At 73.7% G+C, this 18,679-nt stretch carries 19 protein-coding genes and 1 pseudogene; 11 read left to right on the top strand and 9 right to left on the bottom strand.

Going from position 1 to position 18,679, the window contains the following annotated elements; all coding sequences use genetic code 11:
* Positions 1-81: 81 nt before the first annotated feature.
* On the bottom strand, positions 82-1,092 hold the full coding sequence (locus tag BEP24_RS06905; RefSeq protein WP_065961709.1) for an aldo/keto reductase family protein: 1,011 nt from the start codon (positions 1,090-1,092) through the stop codon (positions 82-84).
* Between the two features lie 113 nt (positions 1,093-1,205).
* Here BEP24_RS06905 and aroQ point away from each other — a divergent pair, with 113 nt between their 5' ends.
* Positions 1,206-1,889, top strand: a complete 684-nt coding sequence (gene aroQ / locus BEP24_RS06900) for a gamma subclass chorismate mutase AroQ (protein ID WP_083230164.1) — start codon at positions 1,206-1,208, stop codon at positions 1,887-1,889.
* Between the two features lie 144 nt (positions 1,890-2,033).
* Positions 2,034-3,029 (top strand): SDR family oxidoreductase, encoded by a 996-nt coding sequence (locus tag BEP24_RS06895; RefSeq protein ID WP_065961707.1) that lies wholly within the window; start codon positions 2,034-2,036, stop codon positions 3,027-3,029.
* Positions 3,030-3,342: 313 nt separating this feature from the next.
* Here the strand turns inward: BEP24_RS06895 and rocD are convergent, their stop codons facing one another.
* Both rocD and ddaH read right to left on the bottom strand, forming a co-directional pair.
* A complete protein-coding gene (gene rocD / locus BEP24_RS06890) occupies positions 3,343-4,596 on the bottom strand; it encodes an ornithine--oxo-acid transaminase (protein ID WP_065961757.1) in 1,254 nt (417 codons plus the stop codon).
* Complete coding sequence (ddaH, locus tag BEP24_RS06885; protein ID WP_065961705.1) at positions 4,596-5,486, bottom strand: dimethylargininase; 891 nt, start codon at positions 5,484-5,486, stop codon at positions 4,596-4,598. The genes rocD and ddaH overlap by 1 nt, the downstream gene beginning before the upstream one ends.
* A 343-nt stretch (positions 5,487-5,829) precedes the next feature.
* Between ddaH and BEP24_RS06880 the strand changes: the two genes are divergently transcribed.
* From BEP24_RS06880 to BEP24_RS06845, 8 genes are all read left to right on the top strand, one after another.
* Complete coding sequence (locus tag BEP24_RS06880; protein WP_065961704.1) at positions 5,830-6,267, top strand: Lrp/AsnC family transcriptional regulator; 438 nt, start codon at positions 5,830-5,832, stop codon at positions 6,265-6,267.
* Positions 6,268-6,307: 40 nt separating this feature from the next.
* Complete coding sequence (locus BEP24_RS06875; RefSeq protein WP_065961702.1) at positions 6,308-6,661, top strand: hypothetical protein; 354 nt, start codon at positions 6,308-6,310, stop codon at positions 6,659-6,661.
* Between the two features lie 3 nt (positions 6,662-6,664).
* Positions 6,665-7,495 carry a nitroreductase family protein gene (locus BEP24_RS06870; RefSeq protein WP_065961700.1) on the top strand — a complete coding sequence of 277 codons (831 nt, stop codon included), beginning with the start codon at positions 6,665-6,667 and terminating at the stop codon, positions 7,493-7,495.
* On the top strand, positions 7,492-8,274 hold the full coding sequence (locus tag BEP24_RS06865; RefSeq protein ID WP_065961698.1) for a DUF2071 domain-containing protein: 783 nt from the start codon (positions 7,492-7,494) through the stop codon (positions 8,272-8,274). The genes BEP24_RS06870 and BEP24_RS06865 overlap by 4 nt, the downstream gene beginning before the upstream one ends.
* Before the next feature lie 110 nt (positions 8,275-8,384).
* Entirely contained in the window at positions 8,385-9,680 is a 1,296-nt protein-coding gene (locus tag BEP24_RS06860; RefSeq protein ID WP_065961696.1) for a phosphatidylserine decarboxylase family protein, read from the top strand.
* 31 nt (positions 9,681-9,711) lie between these two features.
* A complete protein-coding gene (locus BEP24_RS06855) occupies positions 9,712-10,707 on the top strand; it encodes an SDR family oxidoreductase (RefSeq protein ID WP_065961693.1) in 996 nt (331 codons plus the stop codon).
* Positions 10,704-11,042 carry a hypothetical protein gene (locus BEP24_RS06850; RefSeq protein ID WP_065961691.1) on the top strand — a complete coding sequence of 113 codons (339 nt, stop codon included), beginning with the start codon at positions 10,704-10,706 and terminating at the stop codon, positions 11,040-11,042. Before BEP24_RS06855 ends, BEP24_RS06850 begins: the two co-directional genes overlap by 4 nt.
* 62 nt (positions 11,043-11,104) lie before the next feature.
* Positions 11,105-11,311, top strand: a complete 207-nt coding sequence (locus BEP24_RS06845) for a hypothetical protein (protein ID WP_065961690.1) — start codon at positions 11,105-11,107, stop codon at positions 11,309-11,311.
* A 27-nt stretch (positions 11,312-11,338) separates the two neighbouring features.
* Here the strand turns inward: BEP24_RS06845 and BEP24_RS06840 are convergent, their stop codons facing one another.
* Together BEP24_RS06840 and BEP24_RS06835 are read right to left on the bottom strand one after the other, a co-directional pair.
* Positions 11,339-12,100 carry a tyrosine-protein phosphatase gene (locus tag BEP24_RS06840; RefSeq protein WP_141693385.1) on the bottom strand — a complete coding sequence of 254 codons (762 nt, stop codon included), beginning with the start codon at positions 12,098-12,100 and terminating at the stop codon, positions 11,339-11,341.
* Position 12,101: 1 nt separating this feature from the next.
* Entirely contained in the window at positions 12,102-15,641 is a 3,540-nt protein-coding gene (locus tag BEP24_RS06835; protein WP_065961688.1) for a proline dehydrogenase family protein, read from the bottom strand.
* 119 nt (positions 15,642-15,760) lie between these two features.
* Here BEP24_RS06835 and BEP24_RS06830 point away from each other — a divergent pair, with 119 nt between their 5' ends.
* Complete coding sequence (locus BEP24_RS06830; protein WP_065961754.1) at positions 15,761-16,234, top strand: MarR family winged helix-turn-helix transcriptional regulator; 474 nt, start codon at positions 15,761-15,763, stop codon at positions 16,232-16,234.
* Positions 16,235-16,343: 109 nt separating this feature from the next.
* Here BEP24_RS06830 and BEP24_RS06825 read toward each other — a convergent pair whose 3' ends face one another.
* From BEP24_RS06825 to BEP24_RS06810, 4 genes and pseudogenes are all read right to left on the bottom strand, one after another.
* Positions 16,344-17,069 (bottom strand): zf-HC2 domain-containing protein, encoded by a 726-nt coding sequence (locus BEP24_RS06825; RefSeq protein WP_083230161.1) that lies wholly within the window; start codon positions 17,067-17,069, stop codon positions 16,344-16,346.
* Complete coding sequence (locus BEP24_RS06820) at positions 17,066-17,575, bottom strand: sigma-70 family RNA polymerase sigma factor (RefSeq protein WP_065961683.1); 510 nt, start codon at positions 17,573-17,575, stop codon at positions 17,066-17,068. The genes BEP24_RS06825 and BEP24_RS06820 overlap by 4 nt, the downstream gene beginning before the upstream one ends.
* Before the next feature lie 2 nt (positions 17,576-17,577).
* On the bottom strand, positions 17,578-18,276 hold the full coding sequence (locus BEP24_RS06815; RefSeq protein ID WP_065961682.1) for a YceI family protein: 699 nt from the start codon (positions 18,274-18,276) through the stop codon (positions 17,578-17,580).
* A 185-nt stretch (positions 18,277-18,461) separates the two neighbouring features.
* A pseudogene (locus tag BEP24_RS06810) lies at positions 18,462-18,679 on the bottom strand (hypothetical protein); the annotation flags it as partial.

The following is an 18,679-nucleotide window of genomic DNA, read 5'->3' as shown; positions in this document are numbered from 1 at the left end:
TTCCCGTTGTGCGAACCGCGGTCGTCGGGGACGACGGGTCGTCGCCGCGGACGATCAGCCCGCGGCCGTCCCGACGGGGGCCTAGGCCTCGCGGGTCTTCGGGCTGCTGTCGTTCGTCTTCGCCGGGTCACGCTCGACGACCGACCCGAGGGCGTCGTCGATGCGGGACATCAGCTCGGCGGGGATCGTCACCCCCGCAGCGCCGGCGTTGTCGTGCACCTGCTCCGGTCGCGACGCACCGATGATCGCCGAGGCGACGTTCGGGTTCTGCAGCACCCACGCCACGGCGAGCTGCGCCATGGACAGGTCGAGCTCCTTCGCGATCGGCTCGAGCTCCTGCACGGCGGACAACACCTCGTCGCGCATGAACCGCTTGATCATGTCCGCGCCGCCCTTGTCGTCGGTCGCACGCGACCCCTCGGGCAGCGGCTGGCCCGGCTTGTACTTGCCGGTCAGCACCCCCTGGGCGATCGGCGACCAGACGATCTGCGAGATGCCGAGTTCCTGCGACGTCGGCACGACCTCGCCCTCGATCACCCGCCAGAGCGCCGAGTACTGCGGCTGGTTCGAGATGAGCTGGAAGCCGAGGTCCTTCGCGAGCGCGTGACCGGCGCGGAGCTGGTCGGCCGTCCACTCCGAGACACCGACGTACAGGACCTTGCCCTGACGCACCACGTCGGCGAACGCCTGCATGGTCTCCTCGAGGGGCGTCTCGTGGTCGTAGCGGTGTGCCTGGTACAGGTCGACGTAGTCGGTCTGCAGCCGCTCGAGCGAGCCGTCGATCGACTCGAGGATGTGCTTCCGGGACAGCCCGGTGTCGTTGTGGCCCTTCGGACCGGTCGGGCCGAAGACCTTCGTCGCGATCTCGAGCGACTGCCGACGCTCCCCCTTGAGGGCTTCGCCGAGGACGGTCTCGGCGCCGGTGTTCGCGTAGACGTCGGCGGTGTCGAACGTCGAGATGCCGACGTCGAGCGCTGCCCGGACGCAGGCGATCGCCGCGTCGTTCTCGACCTGGGAGGCGTGGGTCAGCCAGTTGCCGTAGGTGATCTCGGAGACCTTGAGGCCCGAGTCGCCGAGGTAGCGGTACTCCATGTGCGTGTCACTCCTGTCGTGGAGCGCGGCGGTGCGCTCCGAGCGGGACGGTAGTCCACAGGTTCTCGGGACGGGCCGATCCAGTGGTGGTACGTGGTGTATCAGTAGGGGGTATGAGCGCTCAGACACCGAACCGATCCCGCCCGTTGTCCGTCGTCGTCGCGTGCTGCGCACTGCTCCTGTCGCTCACCGCGTGCTCGGGCCCCGGCAACTCCGCGCACACGTCCGCCTCGGCCACCGCGGCCACCACCGCCCCGTCGGCCCCGAGTGGGACCGCGCGCTCCGCGGCCATCCGGTCGGTCGTCGCCCTGGTCGTCGAGCGACTGGGCACCGCTCCGCAGGTCGCCGCGGCGAAGTTCCACTCCGGCCAGGCGGTCGACGATCCCGCACGCGAGCGGGTCGTCCTCGACGCCGCACGGTCGGCCGCCGAGCAGGCCGGGGTCGACCCGGACTGGGTCGAGGCCGTCTTCGCCGACCAGGTCGCCGCGAACAAGGTCGCGCAGTACACGCTGCTCGCGTCGTGGACGCGGGACCCCGACCGGGCGCCGGCGACGGCTCCCGACCTGGGTGCCACGGTCCGCCCGGTGCTCGACCGCATCACCCCCGAGCTGGTGTCGGGACTGGCGTCGGCCCGGGCGGCACGGTCGAGTCCGCGGTGCGGCGCGGACGTGCGCGCAGCCGTGGCCGGATCGGACGTCGACGAGTCGGCGGTGCGCGACGCCCTCTCCACGGCGGTGGCGCACCTGTGCGGAGCCGGTCGGGCCTCGGGAACCGACGGCGAGGGTGGCCGGGGATGACCGCCCCGCCCGGACGCGGGCGCTCGGGGATGACCGCCCCGACCCGGGTGCAGGCTGCGCGCACTGTCGACGGCCCCAGCCCGTGCGGGGCAGGATCGCAGGGGCGCGGTGCACGGGAGCACCGCCGGGAGCGAAGGAGCATCCATGTCGGGATCGAGCGTGCTGTTCATCGGCGGCAGCGGCATCATCAGCGCCGCGTGCGTCCGCGAAGCCGTCGAGCAGGGGTTCGACGTGACCGTGCTCAACCGGGGCGAGACGGACAAGCGGCCGATCCCGGAGGCCGTGACGCGCCTCCAGGCCGACGTGTCGGACCGGACCGCGCTGGAAGGCGCGCTCGGGGACGGACGCTGGGACGTCGTCGTCGACTTCGTGGCGTTCACACCCGACCAGGTGCAGCGCGACGTCGAGGTGTTCACCGGACGGACGCGGCAGTACGTCTTCATCTCGTCGGCCTCGGCGTACCAGACACCCGCGACCCACCTGCCGATCACCGAGTCGACGCCGTTGAAGAACCCGTTCTGGCAGTACTCGCGGGACAAGATCGCGTGCGAGGACCTGCTCGTGCGGGCCTACCGGGAGGACGACTTCCCGATGACGATCATCCGGCCCTCGCACACGTACGACGAGACCCTGGTGCCGTTCTCCGGCGGGTGGACCGTGCTCGGGCGGATGCGCGCTGGCAAGCCGGTCGTGGTGTGCGGCGACGGCAGCTCGCTGTGGACGATCACGCACGCGCGGGACTTCGCGGTCGGGTTCGTCGGACTGCTCGACCGTGCCGAGGCGATCGGCGAGGCGTTCCACATCACGGGCGACGAGGCGCCGACCTGGGACCGGATCGCGCACGAGCTCGCCACGGCCGCCGGGGTCGAGGACCTCGAGATCGTGCACGTGCCGAGCGACGCGATCGACGCCCTCGACGCGGAGTGGGGCGCGAGCCTGCTCGGGGACAAGGCGAACACGTCGGTGTTCGACAACACGAAGGTGCAGACCCTCGTGCCGGAGTTCGCGCAGACCACGTCGATCCGGCAGGGCGCGCGGGAGATCGTCGCGTGGTTCGACGCCGACCCGTCGCGGCAGGTCGTGGACGAGCGGCTCGACGGGCTGATGGACCAGCTCGTCGAGCGGTGGCGCGTGCGCTGACGCAGCGCAGGGGCACCGCGCGGAGGTGCGGTCGCGCTGGCGGGGCGCCGGGCGCCGGCGCGCGCCGGCACGAGTGCTCGCGCCGGCGCGACGCGCTCGCGCACAACCGGAGGCACGTCGCACCACGGAATCACGTGGTGCGACGTGCCTCCCCTTGTGCGGGACGCACGACGAAGCGGGCGAAGCAAGGCGGGCGACCCGGGCAGCGCGACGCGACGCGACGCTACGCGATGCGACGCCCGCCACACGCAGCGACGGCCGGGAGGCGCGGTGCGGGTCSGACCCGCACCGCGCCTCCCGGCCGTGGTCGCGACTACCGCGCGGCGAGCACCTCGCCGAGGGTCTCGATCGCCAGGCGCACCTCGTCGTCGGTGACGACGAGCGGCGGCGCGAAGCGGATCGTCGACCCGTGCGTGTCCTTCACGAGCACGCCCCGGTCGGCCAGGTCGTGCGCGATCTCCTTGCCGGTGCCGAGCGCGGGGTCGATGTCGATCCCCGCCCAGAGCCCGGCCACGCGGTGCGCGACGACCCCGCGACCGACGAGGCCGTCGAGCAGCCCGCGCAGCAGTGGCTCCCCGGCGAGGGAGCGCTCCTGGAAGGTCCCCTCGGCGAGCATCGCCACGACCTCGGACCCGACGGCCGCCGCGAGCGGGTTGCCGCCGAACGTGGAGCCGTGCTCCCCCGGGCGCAGGACGCCGAGCACGTCCGCACGACCGACGACGGCCGACACGGGGACGATCCCGCCGCCGAGCGCCTTGCCGAGCGTGACGAGGTCCGGCGTCACGCCGACCCGCTGCACCGCCAGGGTGTGGCCGGTGCGGCCGAGCCCGGACTGGATCTCGTCGGCGACGAACAGCGCGCCGAACTCGTCGCAGACCGCGCGGACCGCCGGCAGGTAGTCGGCGGGCGGGATGACCACGCCGCCCTCGCCCTGGATCGGCTCGAGCAGCACGGCCACGACGGTGTCGTCCATCGCGGCGCGCAGGGCCTCGGCGTCGCCGTACGGCACCGTGCGGAAGCCCGGCGTGTACGGCCCGAAGTCCTCGCGGGCGGAGGGGTCGTCGGAGAACGACACGATCGTCGTGGTGCGGCCGTGGAAGTTCCCGGACGCGACGACGATCGTGGCACGGCCGGCCGGGACGCCCTTCACGCGGTAGCCCCAGGCACGGGAGACCTTGATCGCGGACTCGACGGCCTCGGCACCGGTGTTCATCGGGAGCACGAGGTCGGTGTCCGTCAGGGACGCGAGCGCCGCGGCGAACGGGCCGAGCCGGTCGTTGACGAACGCGCGGCTCGTCAGGGTCACCCGGTCGAGCTGGGCACGCGCGGCGTCGAGCAGGCGGGGGTTGCCGTGGCCGAAGTTCACCGCGGAGTACGCGGCGAGCCCGTCGAGGTAGCGCTTGCCCTCGACGTCGGTCACCCAGGCACCGTCCCCGGACGCGATGACGACCGGGAGCGGGCTGTAGTTGTGGGCGAGGGAACGGTCCTCGACGGCGAGCGCGGCGGCGGTGGCGTCGCCGGACGCGCCGGTTCCCGTGTGGGCACCGGCTCCGGTCGCGGTGGTCATCAGGACCGCGCGACCGAGGTGCCGGTGCCGACGGGGTGCAGGTCGAGCGTGCAGCACTTCACGCCGCCGCCGCCGAGCAGGAGCTCGGACAGGTCGACGCCGATCGGGTTGTAGCCCTTCTCGCGCAGCTGCTCGGCGAACCGGACGGCGCGGGACGCGATCACGACGTTGTAGCCGTCGGAGTAGGAGTTCAGGCCGAGGATCGCGGCGTCCTCCTCGGTGGCGATGATCGCGTCCGGGAAGCGCTCGCGCAGGATCGTCAGCGACGCCTCGTCGAAGGCGCTCTCGAGGTATGCGATGTTCGAGGTGCCGTCGGCCGCGGGCTCCGGGTCGAGCACGGCGATCGCGGTGTCGAGGTGGTAGAAGCTCGGGTTGATGAGCTTGAGGGTGACGACCTCGCGGCCGGTGATGCGCGCGAGCTCCTCGTGCGAGGTGCTGTCGGAGCGGAAGCCGGTCCCGGCGAAGATGGTGTCGCCGACGAGCAGGAAGTCGCCCTCGCCCTCGTTGGTCTCCTCCGGCTCGGCGACGGTCAGGCCGGCCTGGCGGAACCAGTCCATGTACGCGGGACCCTCGGGCTGGCGCTCGGGGTACTGGAACTTCGCGCCGTACGCGACACCGTCGAGCACGAACCCGCCGTTCGCCGCGTAGACCATGTCCGGCAGGCCCTCGATCGGCTCGATGTACGCGATGTCGAAGCCGAGCTGCTCGTAGACGTCGACGAGCGACTGCCACTGCTCGACCGCCTTCGAGGTGTCGGTCGGCTCCTCCGGGTGCATCCACGGGTTGATCCGGTAGCTCACCGTGTAGTACGTCGGCTTGCACATCAGGATCGAGCGCTTGGTGGCGACACGCGCCGGTGCTGCGGTCGGTTCGGTTGCGGTGTTCGACATCAGTCCTCCTGGGACCGGGGCCCGAGCCTGCCAGGAACCACCACGGGTGAAGCACTCCGGCGAGACGCAGGCTCACTCACCGCAGCGGACCAGGTCGACGCCGGCTCGATCCTCGCACGAACCGTCCGCCCCGTGCAGCAACCGCGCAGCAACGGTTCGGTCACGGGCGCCCCGCAGCGGAACAGCACCACCACGAGCTCCGACGCCGGTCCCGACCGGAACCGTCCGTCCCGTGCAGCAACGGTTCGGTCACGAGCCTCGCCCTGCCACCCGTTCTGGGCACGCAGGAATCGTGCGTGGGACCCACCGGACTCGCACGGAACCGCGCGTACGATGGTCGTACATGGACACGCTCGACCACCGCATCCTGGACCAACTCCGGGAGAACGCCCGCGCCGGGTACGGCGACATCGGGTCGGTGGTCGGACTCTCGGCCTCGGCGGTCAAGCGCCGGGTCGACCGACTCGTCGCCGACGGGGTCATCCAGGGGTTCACGATCAAGGTCGACCCCGCCGTCGAGGACCGCGGCACCGAGGCCTGGGTCGAGCTCTACTGCCGCGGCACCGTCTCGCCCGACGAGCTCCGCGCGCTGCTCGACACCGTCCCCGAGGTGGTCGACGCCGGCACCGTCACGGGCAGCGCCGACGCGGTCGTGCACATGCGGTCGCGGGACCTGCCCGCCCTCGAGCTCGCGCTCGACCGGGTGCGGCTCGCTCCCCAGGTCGACCACACCCGCAGTGCGATCGTGCTGTCGAAGCTCGTCTCGCGCGAATCCGCGTAGGGTCGCGTCCGTGGGACGCAGGACGACAGCCGGGAGGCGCGTGGAGCCTCCCGTCCGGCCGCTCGCGGCCCGCCGTCTGGTCACCGCAGCGGCCGTCGCCTACCTGGCCAACTGCCTCTGGGGCACCGCCGTGGCGGTGCGGCTCATCCGGACGAAGAAGCTCCGGGTCGTGCACCACGGGCTGTTCGTCGTGACCGCGACGCTGACCGGCGTCGCGGCGACGACCCCGGTGTGGTCGCGCGACCGGTCCGCCCTGTTCCTGCTCCCCGCGCTCGTGCCGCTCGCGGTCGCACCGCGCACGAACCCGCGGTCGCGAGCACACTGGAGAGTCGCGGTCGCCGCGGCACCGTCCTACCTGGGGGCGCTGCTCGCACGCGGGCGACCAGGAGGGTGATCCGTGGAGCTGTTCGAGGCGATCCGACGCCGACGCACGACGAACGGGGCGTTCCTGCCCGACCCGGTCTCCGAGGAGCACCAGCGGTTGCTCGTCGAACTGGCCGGTCGCGCGCCCTCGCAGCTGAACAGCCAGCCGTGGCGGTTCGTGCTCGTCGAGGAGCGGGACACGATCGACCGGGTCGCCGAGATCAGCGGCCGGTCGATGACGCGGACGATGGCCGAGGGCACGTTCTTCCAGCGGTACAAGCCGTACTTCCGGTTCTCGCAGGCCGAGATGGACGAGCGGCGCGACGGGATGCTGTTCGACAAGCTCCCCGGGCCGCTCAAGCCCTTCACGAAGCAGGTGTTCACGAAGCGCGGCCAACTGCTCATGAACACGCTCCGGGTGCCGCAGACCCTCGGTGAGGAGAACCGGAAGCTCGTCGCCGGGTCGCCGCTGCTGCTCGGCGTGATGCTCGACCGGCACGAGTACCGCAAGGAGGAGCTGTCCGGCTTCTACTCGGTGTTCAGCATGGGTGCGGCGATGGAGAACGTCTGGCTCGCGACCACCGAGCTCGGGCTCGGCATCCAGTTCGTGTCGTTCCCGATGGAGACCCCGGGCGCGTGGGCCGAGATCGAGGGGCTGCTCCGGGTGCCGGAGGACCTCGAGCTGATGGCCGTGTACCGGATCGGGTACCTGCCGCCCGAGCGCCGCCGACCCGCGATCGACTGGACGTCGAGCGAGCGGAAGCGCCCGTCGCAGTACGTGTTCCGCGGGACCTGCGACACCCCGCAGCAGGGGTGGGACGACGCACCGGCGGCGACCCACCTCGACGACGGGAGCGCGTCGTGACCGCCGACCGGTCCGCCGGGGCCGGGCCGGGCCTCCCGCCCGTCGCCGCCGTGGCGCCGCCGCTGCGGGGGCGACCGTGGATCTCGCAGGACTGGCTCGACGTCGTGTTCGTGCACTGGCGGGTCGACGTGTCGGCGGTCGCGCCGCTGCTGCCGGCCGGTGCGCGACCGGACACCATGGCCCCGGACGGCACCGACGACGGCGTGACGACGTGGGTCGGGCTGATCGGCTTCCGGTTCACCGACACCCGGTTCCCGCCGCTCGGTCCGCTCGGCCGGGCCGGCAGCGTCGGCGACTTCGTCGAGGTGAACGTGCGGGTCTACACGCGTGACGACCAAGGTCGACGCGGGGTCGCCTTCCTGTCGCTCGACGCGGGCAAGCTCCTGCCGACCATCGGCGCCCGGGTGGCGACCGCGCTGCCCTACTGGTGGGCGCACGCCGACGTGCGCACGGGCGGCGGCCGTGTCGGGTACGCGATGCGGCGGCACGGGACGCACCTGCGGTCGACGTTCGAGGTGGAGGTCGGCGCGGCCGTCGACGAGCCGAGCGCCCTCGAGACCTTCCTGACGGCGCGCTGGGGCATGCACGTGCGTCGGGCCGGGGCGACCCGGTACTGGCCGAACGAGCACGAGGCGTGGCCGCTGCACCGGGCGACGCTCCGGACGCTGCGGGACGACCTCGTGGCCGCGGCGGGCCTGCCGTTCGGGCTCGCGGGGCTGGAGCCGGACTCGGTGCTGTACTCACCCGGGGTGACGACGCGGTTCGGGCGGGGGCGGTGACGCGGGCGCCGGGCGCACGGCACGCACGGCGCGCACGGCGCGAGCATTCGCGATCGCGCTCGCGCTCGCGCTGAGCGGCGTGCCCGGCGGGCGTGAGTAGCGTCCGACCGGTGAACGACAGCACGCACCAGCAGGACGTCCGACGCCGTGCGGGATGGCTCCCGCAGGACCAGTCCGGGCTCGAGGGGTGGCTCCGCGGCCGCCGCGAGCGCCTCGACGAGCGCGACCCGGACCGGGTCCTGCACCCCGCCGTGGCAGCGCTCCGCGACCTGGTCGAGGGCGATCCCCTGCTGCGGATGCAGGCCGCCGAGATGATCGCGCAGGTGCCGCAGGGCCGGGCGTACGAGGAACGGCACCTGCGGAGCTTCGACGAGCTGCTCATGCTCGTCGACGACGTCGTCACGACCGCCCCCGAGTACAGCGACGAGCAGATGGTGATGACCCCGCTCGACGGCGTGCTCGACTGGACGAAGGCCACGCCGGCCGGGTTCGCCTTCTACCGCGACCCCCGGGTCAACGAGGCGATCCGAGGCATCCTGCAGGGCTGGTGCACGTTCCTCGACAGCGAGAACTCCCTCATGGTCCTGGTCGACGAGCCCTCGGGCTGGTTGAGCGACGGCGCACGTCGGGCCGTCGGCATGGACCAGTTCGTGCACGACCCGGACGCCGAGCACTGGGGCTTCACGTCGTGGAACGCGTTCTTCACCCGGGAGTTCCGCGACGGCGAGCGCCCCGTGGCGTCGCCGGACGACGACGCCGTGGTCGTCAGCCCGTGCGAGGCGACCCCGTACCGGATCGCCAGCGGCGTGCACCGCCGCGACGACTTCTGGATCAAGGCCGAGCCGTACTCGGTCGAGGACCTGCTCGCCGGTGACGAGTCGGTCGACCTGTTCGTCGACGGCACGGTGTGGCAGGCGTTCCTCAGCGCGCTCGAGTACCACCGCTGGCACAGCCCGGTCGCGGGGACGGTCGTGCGCGCCTGGGTCGAACCGGGCACCTACTACTCCGAGGCGGACTCGCAGGGCACCGACGCCGCGGAACCGCAGCTGTCGCAGGGCTACCTCGCGCACGTGGCGACGCGGGCGATCGTGCTGATCGACGCCGACGACCCGGCGATCGGCACCGTGGCGGTCGTGTTCGTCGGGATGTCCGACGTGTCGTCGTGCGTGATCGGCGACGGCGTCGAGGCCGGTGCCCGGATCGGCAAGGGCGACGAGCTCGGGTGGTTCCAGTTCGGTGGGTCGAGCGTCTGCGTGCTGTTCGGTCCCGGCGTCGTCGAGTCGTTCTCCCTCGGGGCGATCCCGCAGGCACCTGACGAGCAGCCGTCGCTCCTGCGCGTCCGGTCGCACCTCGCGACCGCGACCCGCGCCACGGCACCCGGGGGCCGGGGTACGGCCGCTGGGTGACCGCACGCCGCGCGGTGCGTACAAGGGGAGCATGACGCGCGTGGCTGTGGTGACCGGTGGATCGGCTGGACTGGGACGGGCGACCGTCCGCGAGCTGGCGGCGCGGGGGTGGGACGTCGCGGTCCTCGCCCGCGGCCGGGACGGCGTCGAGGCCGCGGTCGCCGAGGTCGAGGCCGCCGGACGCCGGGGCCTCGCGCTCGTCGCCGACGTGGCCGACCGCCAGGCCGTCGAGGACGCGGCGACCCGGGTCGAGGCCGAGCTCGGCCCGATCGACCTGTGGGTGAACGGCGTCATGGTCGGCGTGTTCGGCACGTTCATGGAGACCGCCCCCGAGGACTTCGAACGGGCCCTCGACGTCACCTACCTCGGCGTCGTGAACGGCACGCGCGCTGCCCTGTCCCGCATGGTCCCGCGCGACTCCGGGCACGTGATCCAGGTGGGTTCGGCCCTCGGCTTCCGCGGCATCCCGCTGCAGGCCGCCTACTGCGGCGCGAAGCACGCGATCGTCGGGTTCACCGAGTCAGTGGTGTCCGAGCTGCTCGAACAGGGCAGCAGGGTGCGGGTCTCCCGCGTCGACATGCCGGCGCTCAACACGATCCAGTTCCAGTGGGTGCAGTCGACGCTCCCGCACATGGCGCAGCCCGTCGCCCCGATCTACCAGCCGGAGGTCGGCGCCCGGGCGATCGCGGCCACCGCGGAGCGCCCCCGACGCCGCACCTGGGTCGGCGAGTCCACGGTGTACACGATCCTCGGCAACCGGATCAGCGGACGCTTCGCCGACTGGTACGCCGCGAAGACCCTCGTCTCCGGCCAGCAGGCCCCGCAGAAGGACGGCGAACAGCTCGGCGTCAACCTGTACGAACCGGTCCCGGGCGACCACGGCGCGCACGGCGTCTTCGACGACTCGGCGCACTCGTGGTCCCCGCAGACATGGTGGGTCGAGCACCGTCGGCTCGGGAACGGCATCATCGGCGCGGTCCTCGGCGCTGCCGGTGCCGTCGCGATCGCCGCGGGACGACGCCGGTGAGCCGCTCGGCAGCCCCCAGGGTCCGCCGCGGGGTCGAGGCCGTCCGGGTCGCCGTCGGCCTCGTGCACCTCGTGCTGGCCGGGCGACGCGGCGCCGTCCACCGCGGACTGCACGGCGTCCTCGCGGTCCGGCAGCTCGGCCAGGCGACGGTCGTGGCGCGGGTCGGCTCGCCCGAGGCCCACACCGCCAGCGCGGTCGTCGACGTGCTGCACGGCGCGACGATGGTCCCGCTCGCGATCGCTCCCGGGTACCGCCGCTTCGCGGTCGGCCAGGCCGTGCTCGCCGTGGTGCTCGCGGTCGCCGAGGTGGCGGCGGTGGGTCGCGGGCGTCGCTGACCCGACCGCGCAGACCGCACAGGCACCGTCCGCTCCCACGCCCGCCGCGTAGCGTCCGTGCCATGAGCAACGACGACGAGAACGTCCAGACCGGCCCCGTCATGGACGGTGCCGACGAGGCGACGAACCACGAGAAGCTGCGCGGACTCATCGAGCAGGTCGACCACGACCACCGCGGCGAGGGCGCCGCGGCGATGGCCGACCACCTCCGCGACCGCATGGACGAGACCGGGGTCGAGGACGAGGACGGCGCGGCCACCGAGGACTGACGCCGGTCGCCGGACGGGAGGCGCGACTCACGTCACCGGCGCACGGAACGTGCGCAGGGCCTCCAGTCCGGCGTCGTCCACGCCGCAGCGTGCGGTGAACGCAGGCAGGTCGAAGCCGTCGAGGGCGGCGCGGAACGCGCCCTCGACCGTGGTCCCGTGGGCCGCGCAGAGCGCCTCGATGCGCCCCTCCGGGTCGGGGACGCCGACGCTGGCCCACAGGGCCGGCGCGTTCGCGACGGTGGCGAGGTGGTCGGCGACGATCGCCTCCGGCTCGACGTCGGCGAGGGACAGCAGCACGAGCGCGACGATGCCCGTGCGGTCGCGACCACCGGCGCAGTGGAAGAGCACGCCGCCCGGTGGTGCCTCGACGATCGCCCGGAGCACGGCGCCGGTCCGCTCGGGCAACTGCGCCAGGTGCTGCCCGTAGTACAGCGGGGTGCCCACGATCCCGGACTCCCAGAACGGCTCCCAGAAACCGGGCTCGTCGTCGAGGCCGTCGTGGTCGACCGTCACGGTCGTGAGCCAGGACGGGCGGGCACCGCTGTCCTTCGCGGTCTCGGACGGCGCGCGCAGGTCGACCACGGTCCGGATGCCGAGGTCGTGCACCGCCCGCCATCCGTTCGACGTGACCCGGTCGACGCTCTCCGAGCGGAACAGGCGGCCCGAGGGCGTCGTGGACCCGTCGCGGCGGGGCAGCCCGCCGAGGTCGCGGGCGTTGACCAGGCCCTCGACGGCGACGTCCCGCGTCAGGTCGGACGACGGGCCGGGGCCGGGCAGGTCGTGGTCCACGTCAGACCCGCAGCGCCGCGACGTCCGGGTCGAGGTCGCCGAAGCGGTGCGCCGTGATCGACACCGTCTGCTCGCGAAGGTACGGCAGCATCTCGACGAAGCCCGACTCCACCACGGGTCCGTCGTGCACGGTGACGTCGACGCTCGCGCCGAGGGCTTCCTCGAGCGGGAGCGGGTCACCGCCGACGAGCCGGATCCGCGCGCCCGGGCCACCGAACGCCGACGAGGACGGGCGGTCCTGCCCCGACGCGAGCACGAGGTCGATCGCGTCCTGCGGTGCCTCGTCGCCGTCCCAGTCGCGCTGGAACACGGCACCGGACGCGGCGCGGCGCAGGAACTCGTCGTCGGACTCGACGAGGTGGTCCACGACGTCGAGCGGTGAGCGCGCCGAGGCGAGCAGCTGCGTCAGGGGACCCGGCAGCGGCCGTGCGGTGCTCAGCAGGACGTGGGCGTGCGCGGCGGTCGCGGCCACGAGCGTGCGGACCAGGTCACCGGTCGGCGACCCCTCGGCGTGCCGGACGACCACCGACTGCGGGCGCCACCGGATCACGTTGCGCTCCACCACCAGCCCGGCGGTGTCGCGGGAGGTCCCGAAGACGGCCTCGCGGGCGCGCACGTCGCTGCGGGCGCCGGCGCGGACGCGGTCGAACTCCTCGAAGGACAGGCCGCTCCGGGAGGCCTCGACGACGGCCGTCACGCGCGAGGACAGCCCGGTGAGCTGGATGCTCTTGTGCACCGTGCGGGGCGTCGGCTCCCACCGGCCGAGGGCGGCGAGGGCGAGGGGGCCGTCGGGCGGCGTGCCCGGGCCGACCGCCGAGGCCTTCCACCCGCCGAGCGGCTGCCGACGCACCTTGGCGCCGGTGGTCGGTCGGTTGACGAACAGCGCGCCGGCCTGGACGTTCGCGGTCCACTCGGCGATCTCGTCCGGGTCGAGGGCCTGCAGCCCGGCGGCGAGCCCGTGGTCGGTGCCGTTCTGCACCGCGATCGCCTGGGCGAGGGTCTCGGTGCGCACGATGCCGAGCACGGGGACCGGGGCCGCGGTCTGGTGCAGGTCGCTGCCCGGGCGGACGCCGTCGCGGATGCCGGGCGACCAGAGCCTCCCGGTGTCGTCGAGCGGGGCGGGCTGGACGAGCCAGGACTCCCCCGGGCCGAGCTCGGTGAGGTGCCGACGGGCCGCTCCGTCGGGTTCGGCCACGAGCGGACCGACCTGGGCGGACGGGTCCGTCGGCCAGGCCACGCGGAGCGTGCGGGTCGCGTCGACGAGCTGACGACGGAAGCGCTCGCTGTCGCCGACCGAGCCGACGAGGACGACGAGCGACGCCGACGTCCGGCGCTGCCCGGCACGACCGAAGGCCGACGTGACGACGTCCTGCACGGCCTGGTCGAGGTCGGCCGTCGGTGTGACGACGATGCTGCTCGTCGCCGTGGTCTCGGCGCTCAGCGGCAGGCCGGCCCGCCACCAGCGGAAGGAGCGCGCGGTGTCGGTGGTGCCGGTGAGGAGCACACGGTCGACCGCGGGGTGCGCGACGAGGTCCCGTCCGAGCTGGTCCTCGTCGATGGCGACGAGCTGGAGCAGCGAGTGCGGGACGCCCGCGTCCCACAGCACGTCGGCGAGCACCGCGCCCGTCCGACCCGCGCGCGGTGCCGGCTTGAGGACGACGCCGCTGCCCGCGGCGATCGCCGCGAGGACGCCGCCGGCGGGCGACGAGACGGGCGACTCCCACGACGGCAGGACCACGGTCAGCCGGGGCGGGACGAACCGTCCGCCGTGGCCGTCGAGCTCCGCGAGCCGTCGGGCACCGTCGGCGTGGTGGTGTGCGAGGTCGACCGCGCGGCTGACGTCGGCGTCGGCCTCGGCCAGGGTGGCCGCGGTCTCGGCCACGGCGACCTCGACGAGCGCAGTGCGCCGGGACTCGAGCGCGTGGGCGATGAGGTCGAGCAGCTCGGCGCGGTCGGACGGGTCCTGCCGACCCCAGTTCGCACCGGCCAGCGCGGTGCGGGCGACGATCCGCTCGAGCTTCGACCGGTCGGCGGTGCGGGCCGCGCGGAGCGTCTGGACGCCGAGCGACGACCGCGGCACCCGGGCGAGCAGGTCGGCCGCCCACGCACGGTTGCCCGCGGTCGACGGATCGGTGTCGGGGACGTTCGCGAAGGTCGCCTGCCACCGGGGTGCCCCGGGGTCGGCACGGCGGTCCTGCGTCCGGTGGCTCGCGGGGACGGTCGCGGCCGCGGCGGCGACGAGGTCCCGGAGCCGGTCGGCATCGGAACCGGCGTCGGCGTCGCCGTGACCGTCGGGTGCCGTCGCGAGGTCGCGCAGGCGTCGGGCGAGGGTCGGGACCGCGGCGTCGAACCGCTCGGGGTCGACCACGGGGACGCAGACGACCACGTCCCCGACGTCGGCCCGGACGGCGGGGCCCGGGGTGCCGAGGAGGGTCGACACGTGCACCCCGTCGGTCACCCCGCGGCGCTGGGCCAGGACCCACGCGGCGGCGGTCAGCAGCGGGTCGTCGGCACCGAGACCGATCCGGACGGCGTCGACCCGCTCGGGGTCGAGCGCCGCGTCGACCAGGCGGAGCCACGCCGCGTCGGTGTCGCGCGCGCTGCTCCAGGTCGCCTGCGGCTGGTCGTGGAGGACGGCGTCGACGTGCTCCCGCGGGCCGTCCGCGCCCCGGACGATCCGCACGGTGACGGGCGCACCCCCGCGAGCACGACGCCCCTGGGCCCAGGCGGTGACCGCGTCGAGCGCGCCCGCCGAGTCGGGCAGCGAGGTCGGCAGCACGAGGGTCCCGCCGAGCCCGGCGAACTCGTCACGGTCGAGCACGGCGCGGAAGACCGCGACGGTGAGGGCGAGGTCGCGGTGTTCGCCGACCTCGAGCGTCACGCCGGACCCCGGGCGGCCGGACGAGGTGGTGGACACGGCGGTGCGGTACAGCGGCACGAGGCGGTCGACGGCGCGGGCCACGGTCTCGTCGAACGCCCACGCCGACAGCTGCGGCACGACGACGCGGACGGCCGTGGTGACCTGGTCGACGTCGTCGCGGGCGAGCAGCTCCGACAGCGCCTGGAGCCGTCGGTCGCTCTCCGCGGTGCCGAGCACGGCGTCGCCGAGCGGTGTGACGTCGAGTCGCGCACCGGGCCCGGCTGCCTTCGCGAGCACGCCCCCGAGCTTGGCGGGAGCCGCGTCCACGACGAGGTGTCCCGCGAGACGCCGGAGGATGCGTCGCGCGGTCGGCACCACGGCCCACGGCGCCATCGTCGCGAAGCCGCCGCCGAGCGTCACCGCACCGCGCAGGTACCAGGCGAGCGGCTCCGGGACGTCCTGGCTGAGCTGCTCGAGCGTCCGGGCGGCGACCCGGGGGTCCTCCGGTCGGACGACGCGGTCGAGGAACGCCCGCGTGAAGTGGAGCCCACGCTCGTCACGCAGGACCTCGGCCAGGCGCAGGGCACGCGGGTCGGTCTTGCGAGCAGCGGACGCCGCAGTCCACCGTCGCGCGAGGGCGACGGCGTCGTCGGTGCAGTCCTGCAGTCGCGCGCTCGGCATGCCCCTGATCGTATGCCGCCCCTCCGACCCCACCTCGGAGGCTCCTGGACGAGCCGTCCGGGTCGTCCGAGCGGATGATCCTGGTGAGCACCGCTCGGCTGGTGGATACGCTGATCGGCATGTCGACGGAGGGCAGCGGCGGCCACGACTGGGCCACCTGGGACGCGTACCACGATGCTTGGCGACGACTCGACCGGGCGCTCGACCACGCCGTGCAGGAGGGCGCCGGGATCTCGGTCCCGGAGTTCGAGATCCTGATCGGCCTGCACCGCGCACCCGACCACAAGCTGCGGGTGCGCGACATCTCGAGCGGGATCGGCTGGGAGAAGTCGCGCGTGAGCCACCAGGTCACGCGCATGGTCGCGCGCGGCCTCGTCGTCCGGGCCGACTGCCCGCACGACGGTCGCGGCAGCTGGGTGGAGATGACCCCGGACGGCCGGCGCGCGGTGCTCGCCGGTATCCGCGCGCACACCGAGGCGCTCGAGGAGCTGTTCTGGAGGCCCGTGGGGACGGACGCGGACACGCTGCGGTCCGTCAGTGCGCGCCTCGAGGACGCGATCGGCCCGGACGAGCACGAGGCCGTCGCGGGCTGACCAGCCGACGGGTCCGCGCGCGGGTCCGGTCCGCCTGCGGGTCCGGTCCGCCTGCGGGTCCGGTCCGCCCGCGGGTCCGGTCCGCCCGCGGGTCCGGTCCGCGCGCGGGTCAGAGGGAGACGCCGGCGAGGGCGCCCTGCTCCCCGCGCAGCCGGACCTGGACGCTCCTGATGTCGTCGCGCGGGATGTCGGTCGACGCGGACAGCCCGCGTGCCTCGGCGCCGGCGGCGGACCACGTCGCCACGGTCTGCGTCGTCCCGTCGGACCGCACGACCACGAGGTCGTACATGACCGAGCCGTCCGCCGACCACTCCTTGCCGCCGTACGAGCACCCCCAGTCGAAGCGCGTTCCCCACTGCTCCCCGCTCACCGCGAGGTCGACGTCGAGCCCCTGCGAACCGGTCATCGTGTAGCGGTCCCCCGGTCCGGTCGCGGTGGGCGACGCGGCCGCACGCACCGTGCCGGTGCGGTCCCCGGCGGTGCCGACGGCGAGGCCGCCGAGCACGGCGGCGACGACCGCGAGCCCCGCGGTCGCGGCGACCCAGACCCGGCGACGCCGCCGACGGTGGCGGACGCGGTGCGCGACGGCGGCGAGGCTGCTCTCGGGGAGCGGGTCGGGCCTCCCGTCCGGCTCCGCGATCTCGACCGCCTGGTCGGCGGGGAGCTTGGCGAGGAGGCCGGGCAGGCCGACCAACTCGGCGACGGCGGCGGTGCAGCGCACGCACGTCTCGAGGTGCCGCTCGTACTCCAGCCGCTCGTCGGCTGGCAGCGAGCCGAGCACGTAGGCGGCGTCCCACTCGGCGTAGCGGTCGTGCGCGGTCGGGTCCACGCTCATCGGGTCACTCCTCGTTCCTGCAGTGCGAGCCGGAGTGCTCGCAGCCCGTAGTGCAGCCGCGACTTCGCGGTGCCCTCGGGGATGTCGTGCCGTCGTGCGATCTCGGGGACGGTGTGTCCCAGCCAGTAGGCGTCGACCACCACGCGACGGTGGTCCGGGGTCAGCGAGGCGAGGGCGTCCGCGACCACGATCCGGTCGAGCACGGCGTCCGTCCGGTCGGCCTCGGCGCGGTCGACCGGGTGCTCGGTGCCGTGCTCGCGGCGGTTCCGGGCGGACCGGGCGTCGTCGACGACGAGGTTCCTCGCGACCGTGAACAGCCAGGCGCGGGCGCTGTCGGGGGCCCGTTCGAGCACCGCCGGCCGCTGCCACGCTCGGACCATCGTCTCCTGGACGACGTCCTCGACGATCGAGCCGTCCCGCGTCAGGTGCCGGACGTACCGGGTGAGCGCGTCGCCGTGCTCCCGGTACAGGGTCGCCAGCAGCTCGTCCGCGGAACGGCTCGTCATCGTCACTTCGCCAGGTCGAGGGAGAACTCGACGGAGCCCTTCCCGTCCACGGTCACGAACCCGAGCGACGGGGCCTGGACGCCGTAGTCGGCGAAGGTGATCGGCACGGAACCGACGACCTGGACCGTCCCGCCCTTCGCGACGGCGACCTTCGCGTCGGCCGTGACGGGCTGCTGGACGCCGTGCAGGTCCATCGTCCCGGTCAGGGTGACGTCCTGCGCGGTGCCGTCGAGCGCCTTCGAGACGTCGACGGGCTTCGTCAGCGTGAACGTGGCGGTGGGGAACTTGCTCGTCTCGAGCGCCTTGTCGCGGAAGTACGCGTCGCGGGCCGCCTCGGGCGTGCTGATCTCGCCGACCTGCACCGTGACGGTCGCCTTGGTCAGCGAACCACCGGCGACCTCCGCCGTGCCCTCGACGTCCTTCGTGCGACCGACCACGTTCACATCATTCCCCTGCAGGACCTCGTGCACCCGGTAGCCGGCGTACGACGAGCCCTGGCTCTTCCAGGTGCCGTCCGCCTGGTCGGACGCGAGGGAGCCGGCCGACCCGGAGGCGGCGGCGCTGAGCGTGGGCGCGGCCGCGGCCTGCCCGTTGACGGTGTTCGCGTAGATGACCGGGCCGGCGATGGCGGCGGCGGCGCCGATGACGACGACACCGGAGGCGATGCCGATGATGACCTTCGTGCGTGTGCGGAGTCCCATACCCAGACGACGAGACGGGTGGGCGGATCGTTCACCGTCGTCCCGACGAGCGGGTGCGCGAGCGTGTCGCGACCAGGGTGGGCGCCGTTCCGTGGCCGCATCGCGTGGACGTGGAACGGCGCCGCTCCCTGATCGGGGGCGGCGCCGTTCGCGTGTCGTGCTGGTGGTGCTGGTGGTGCTGGGTGTTACTTGATCTGGGCGGTGATCGTGGCGGTCCCGACGAGCAGGCCACCCTTGACGGCGTCGGTCTTGAAGGTGCTGTTGAGCAGCTTCGCGGCGTCGTCGGAGACGTGGACCGTGGTGCCGGTCAGGATCGCGTTGTCACCCTCGAGCTGGAGCGGCTTCAGGGTGCCACCGTGCAGCGAGAACAGGTACGCGTTCGACACGGCGACCTGACCGTTGA

Source organism: Curtobacterium sp. UCD-KPL2560, from assembly GCF_001705035.1.
Lineage (GTDB): Bacteria > Actinomycetota > Actinomycetes > Actinomycetales > Microbacteriaceae > Curtobacterium.
This window is presented reverse-complemented; position numbering and strand designations above follow the sequence as displayed.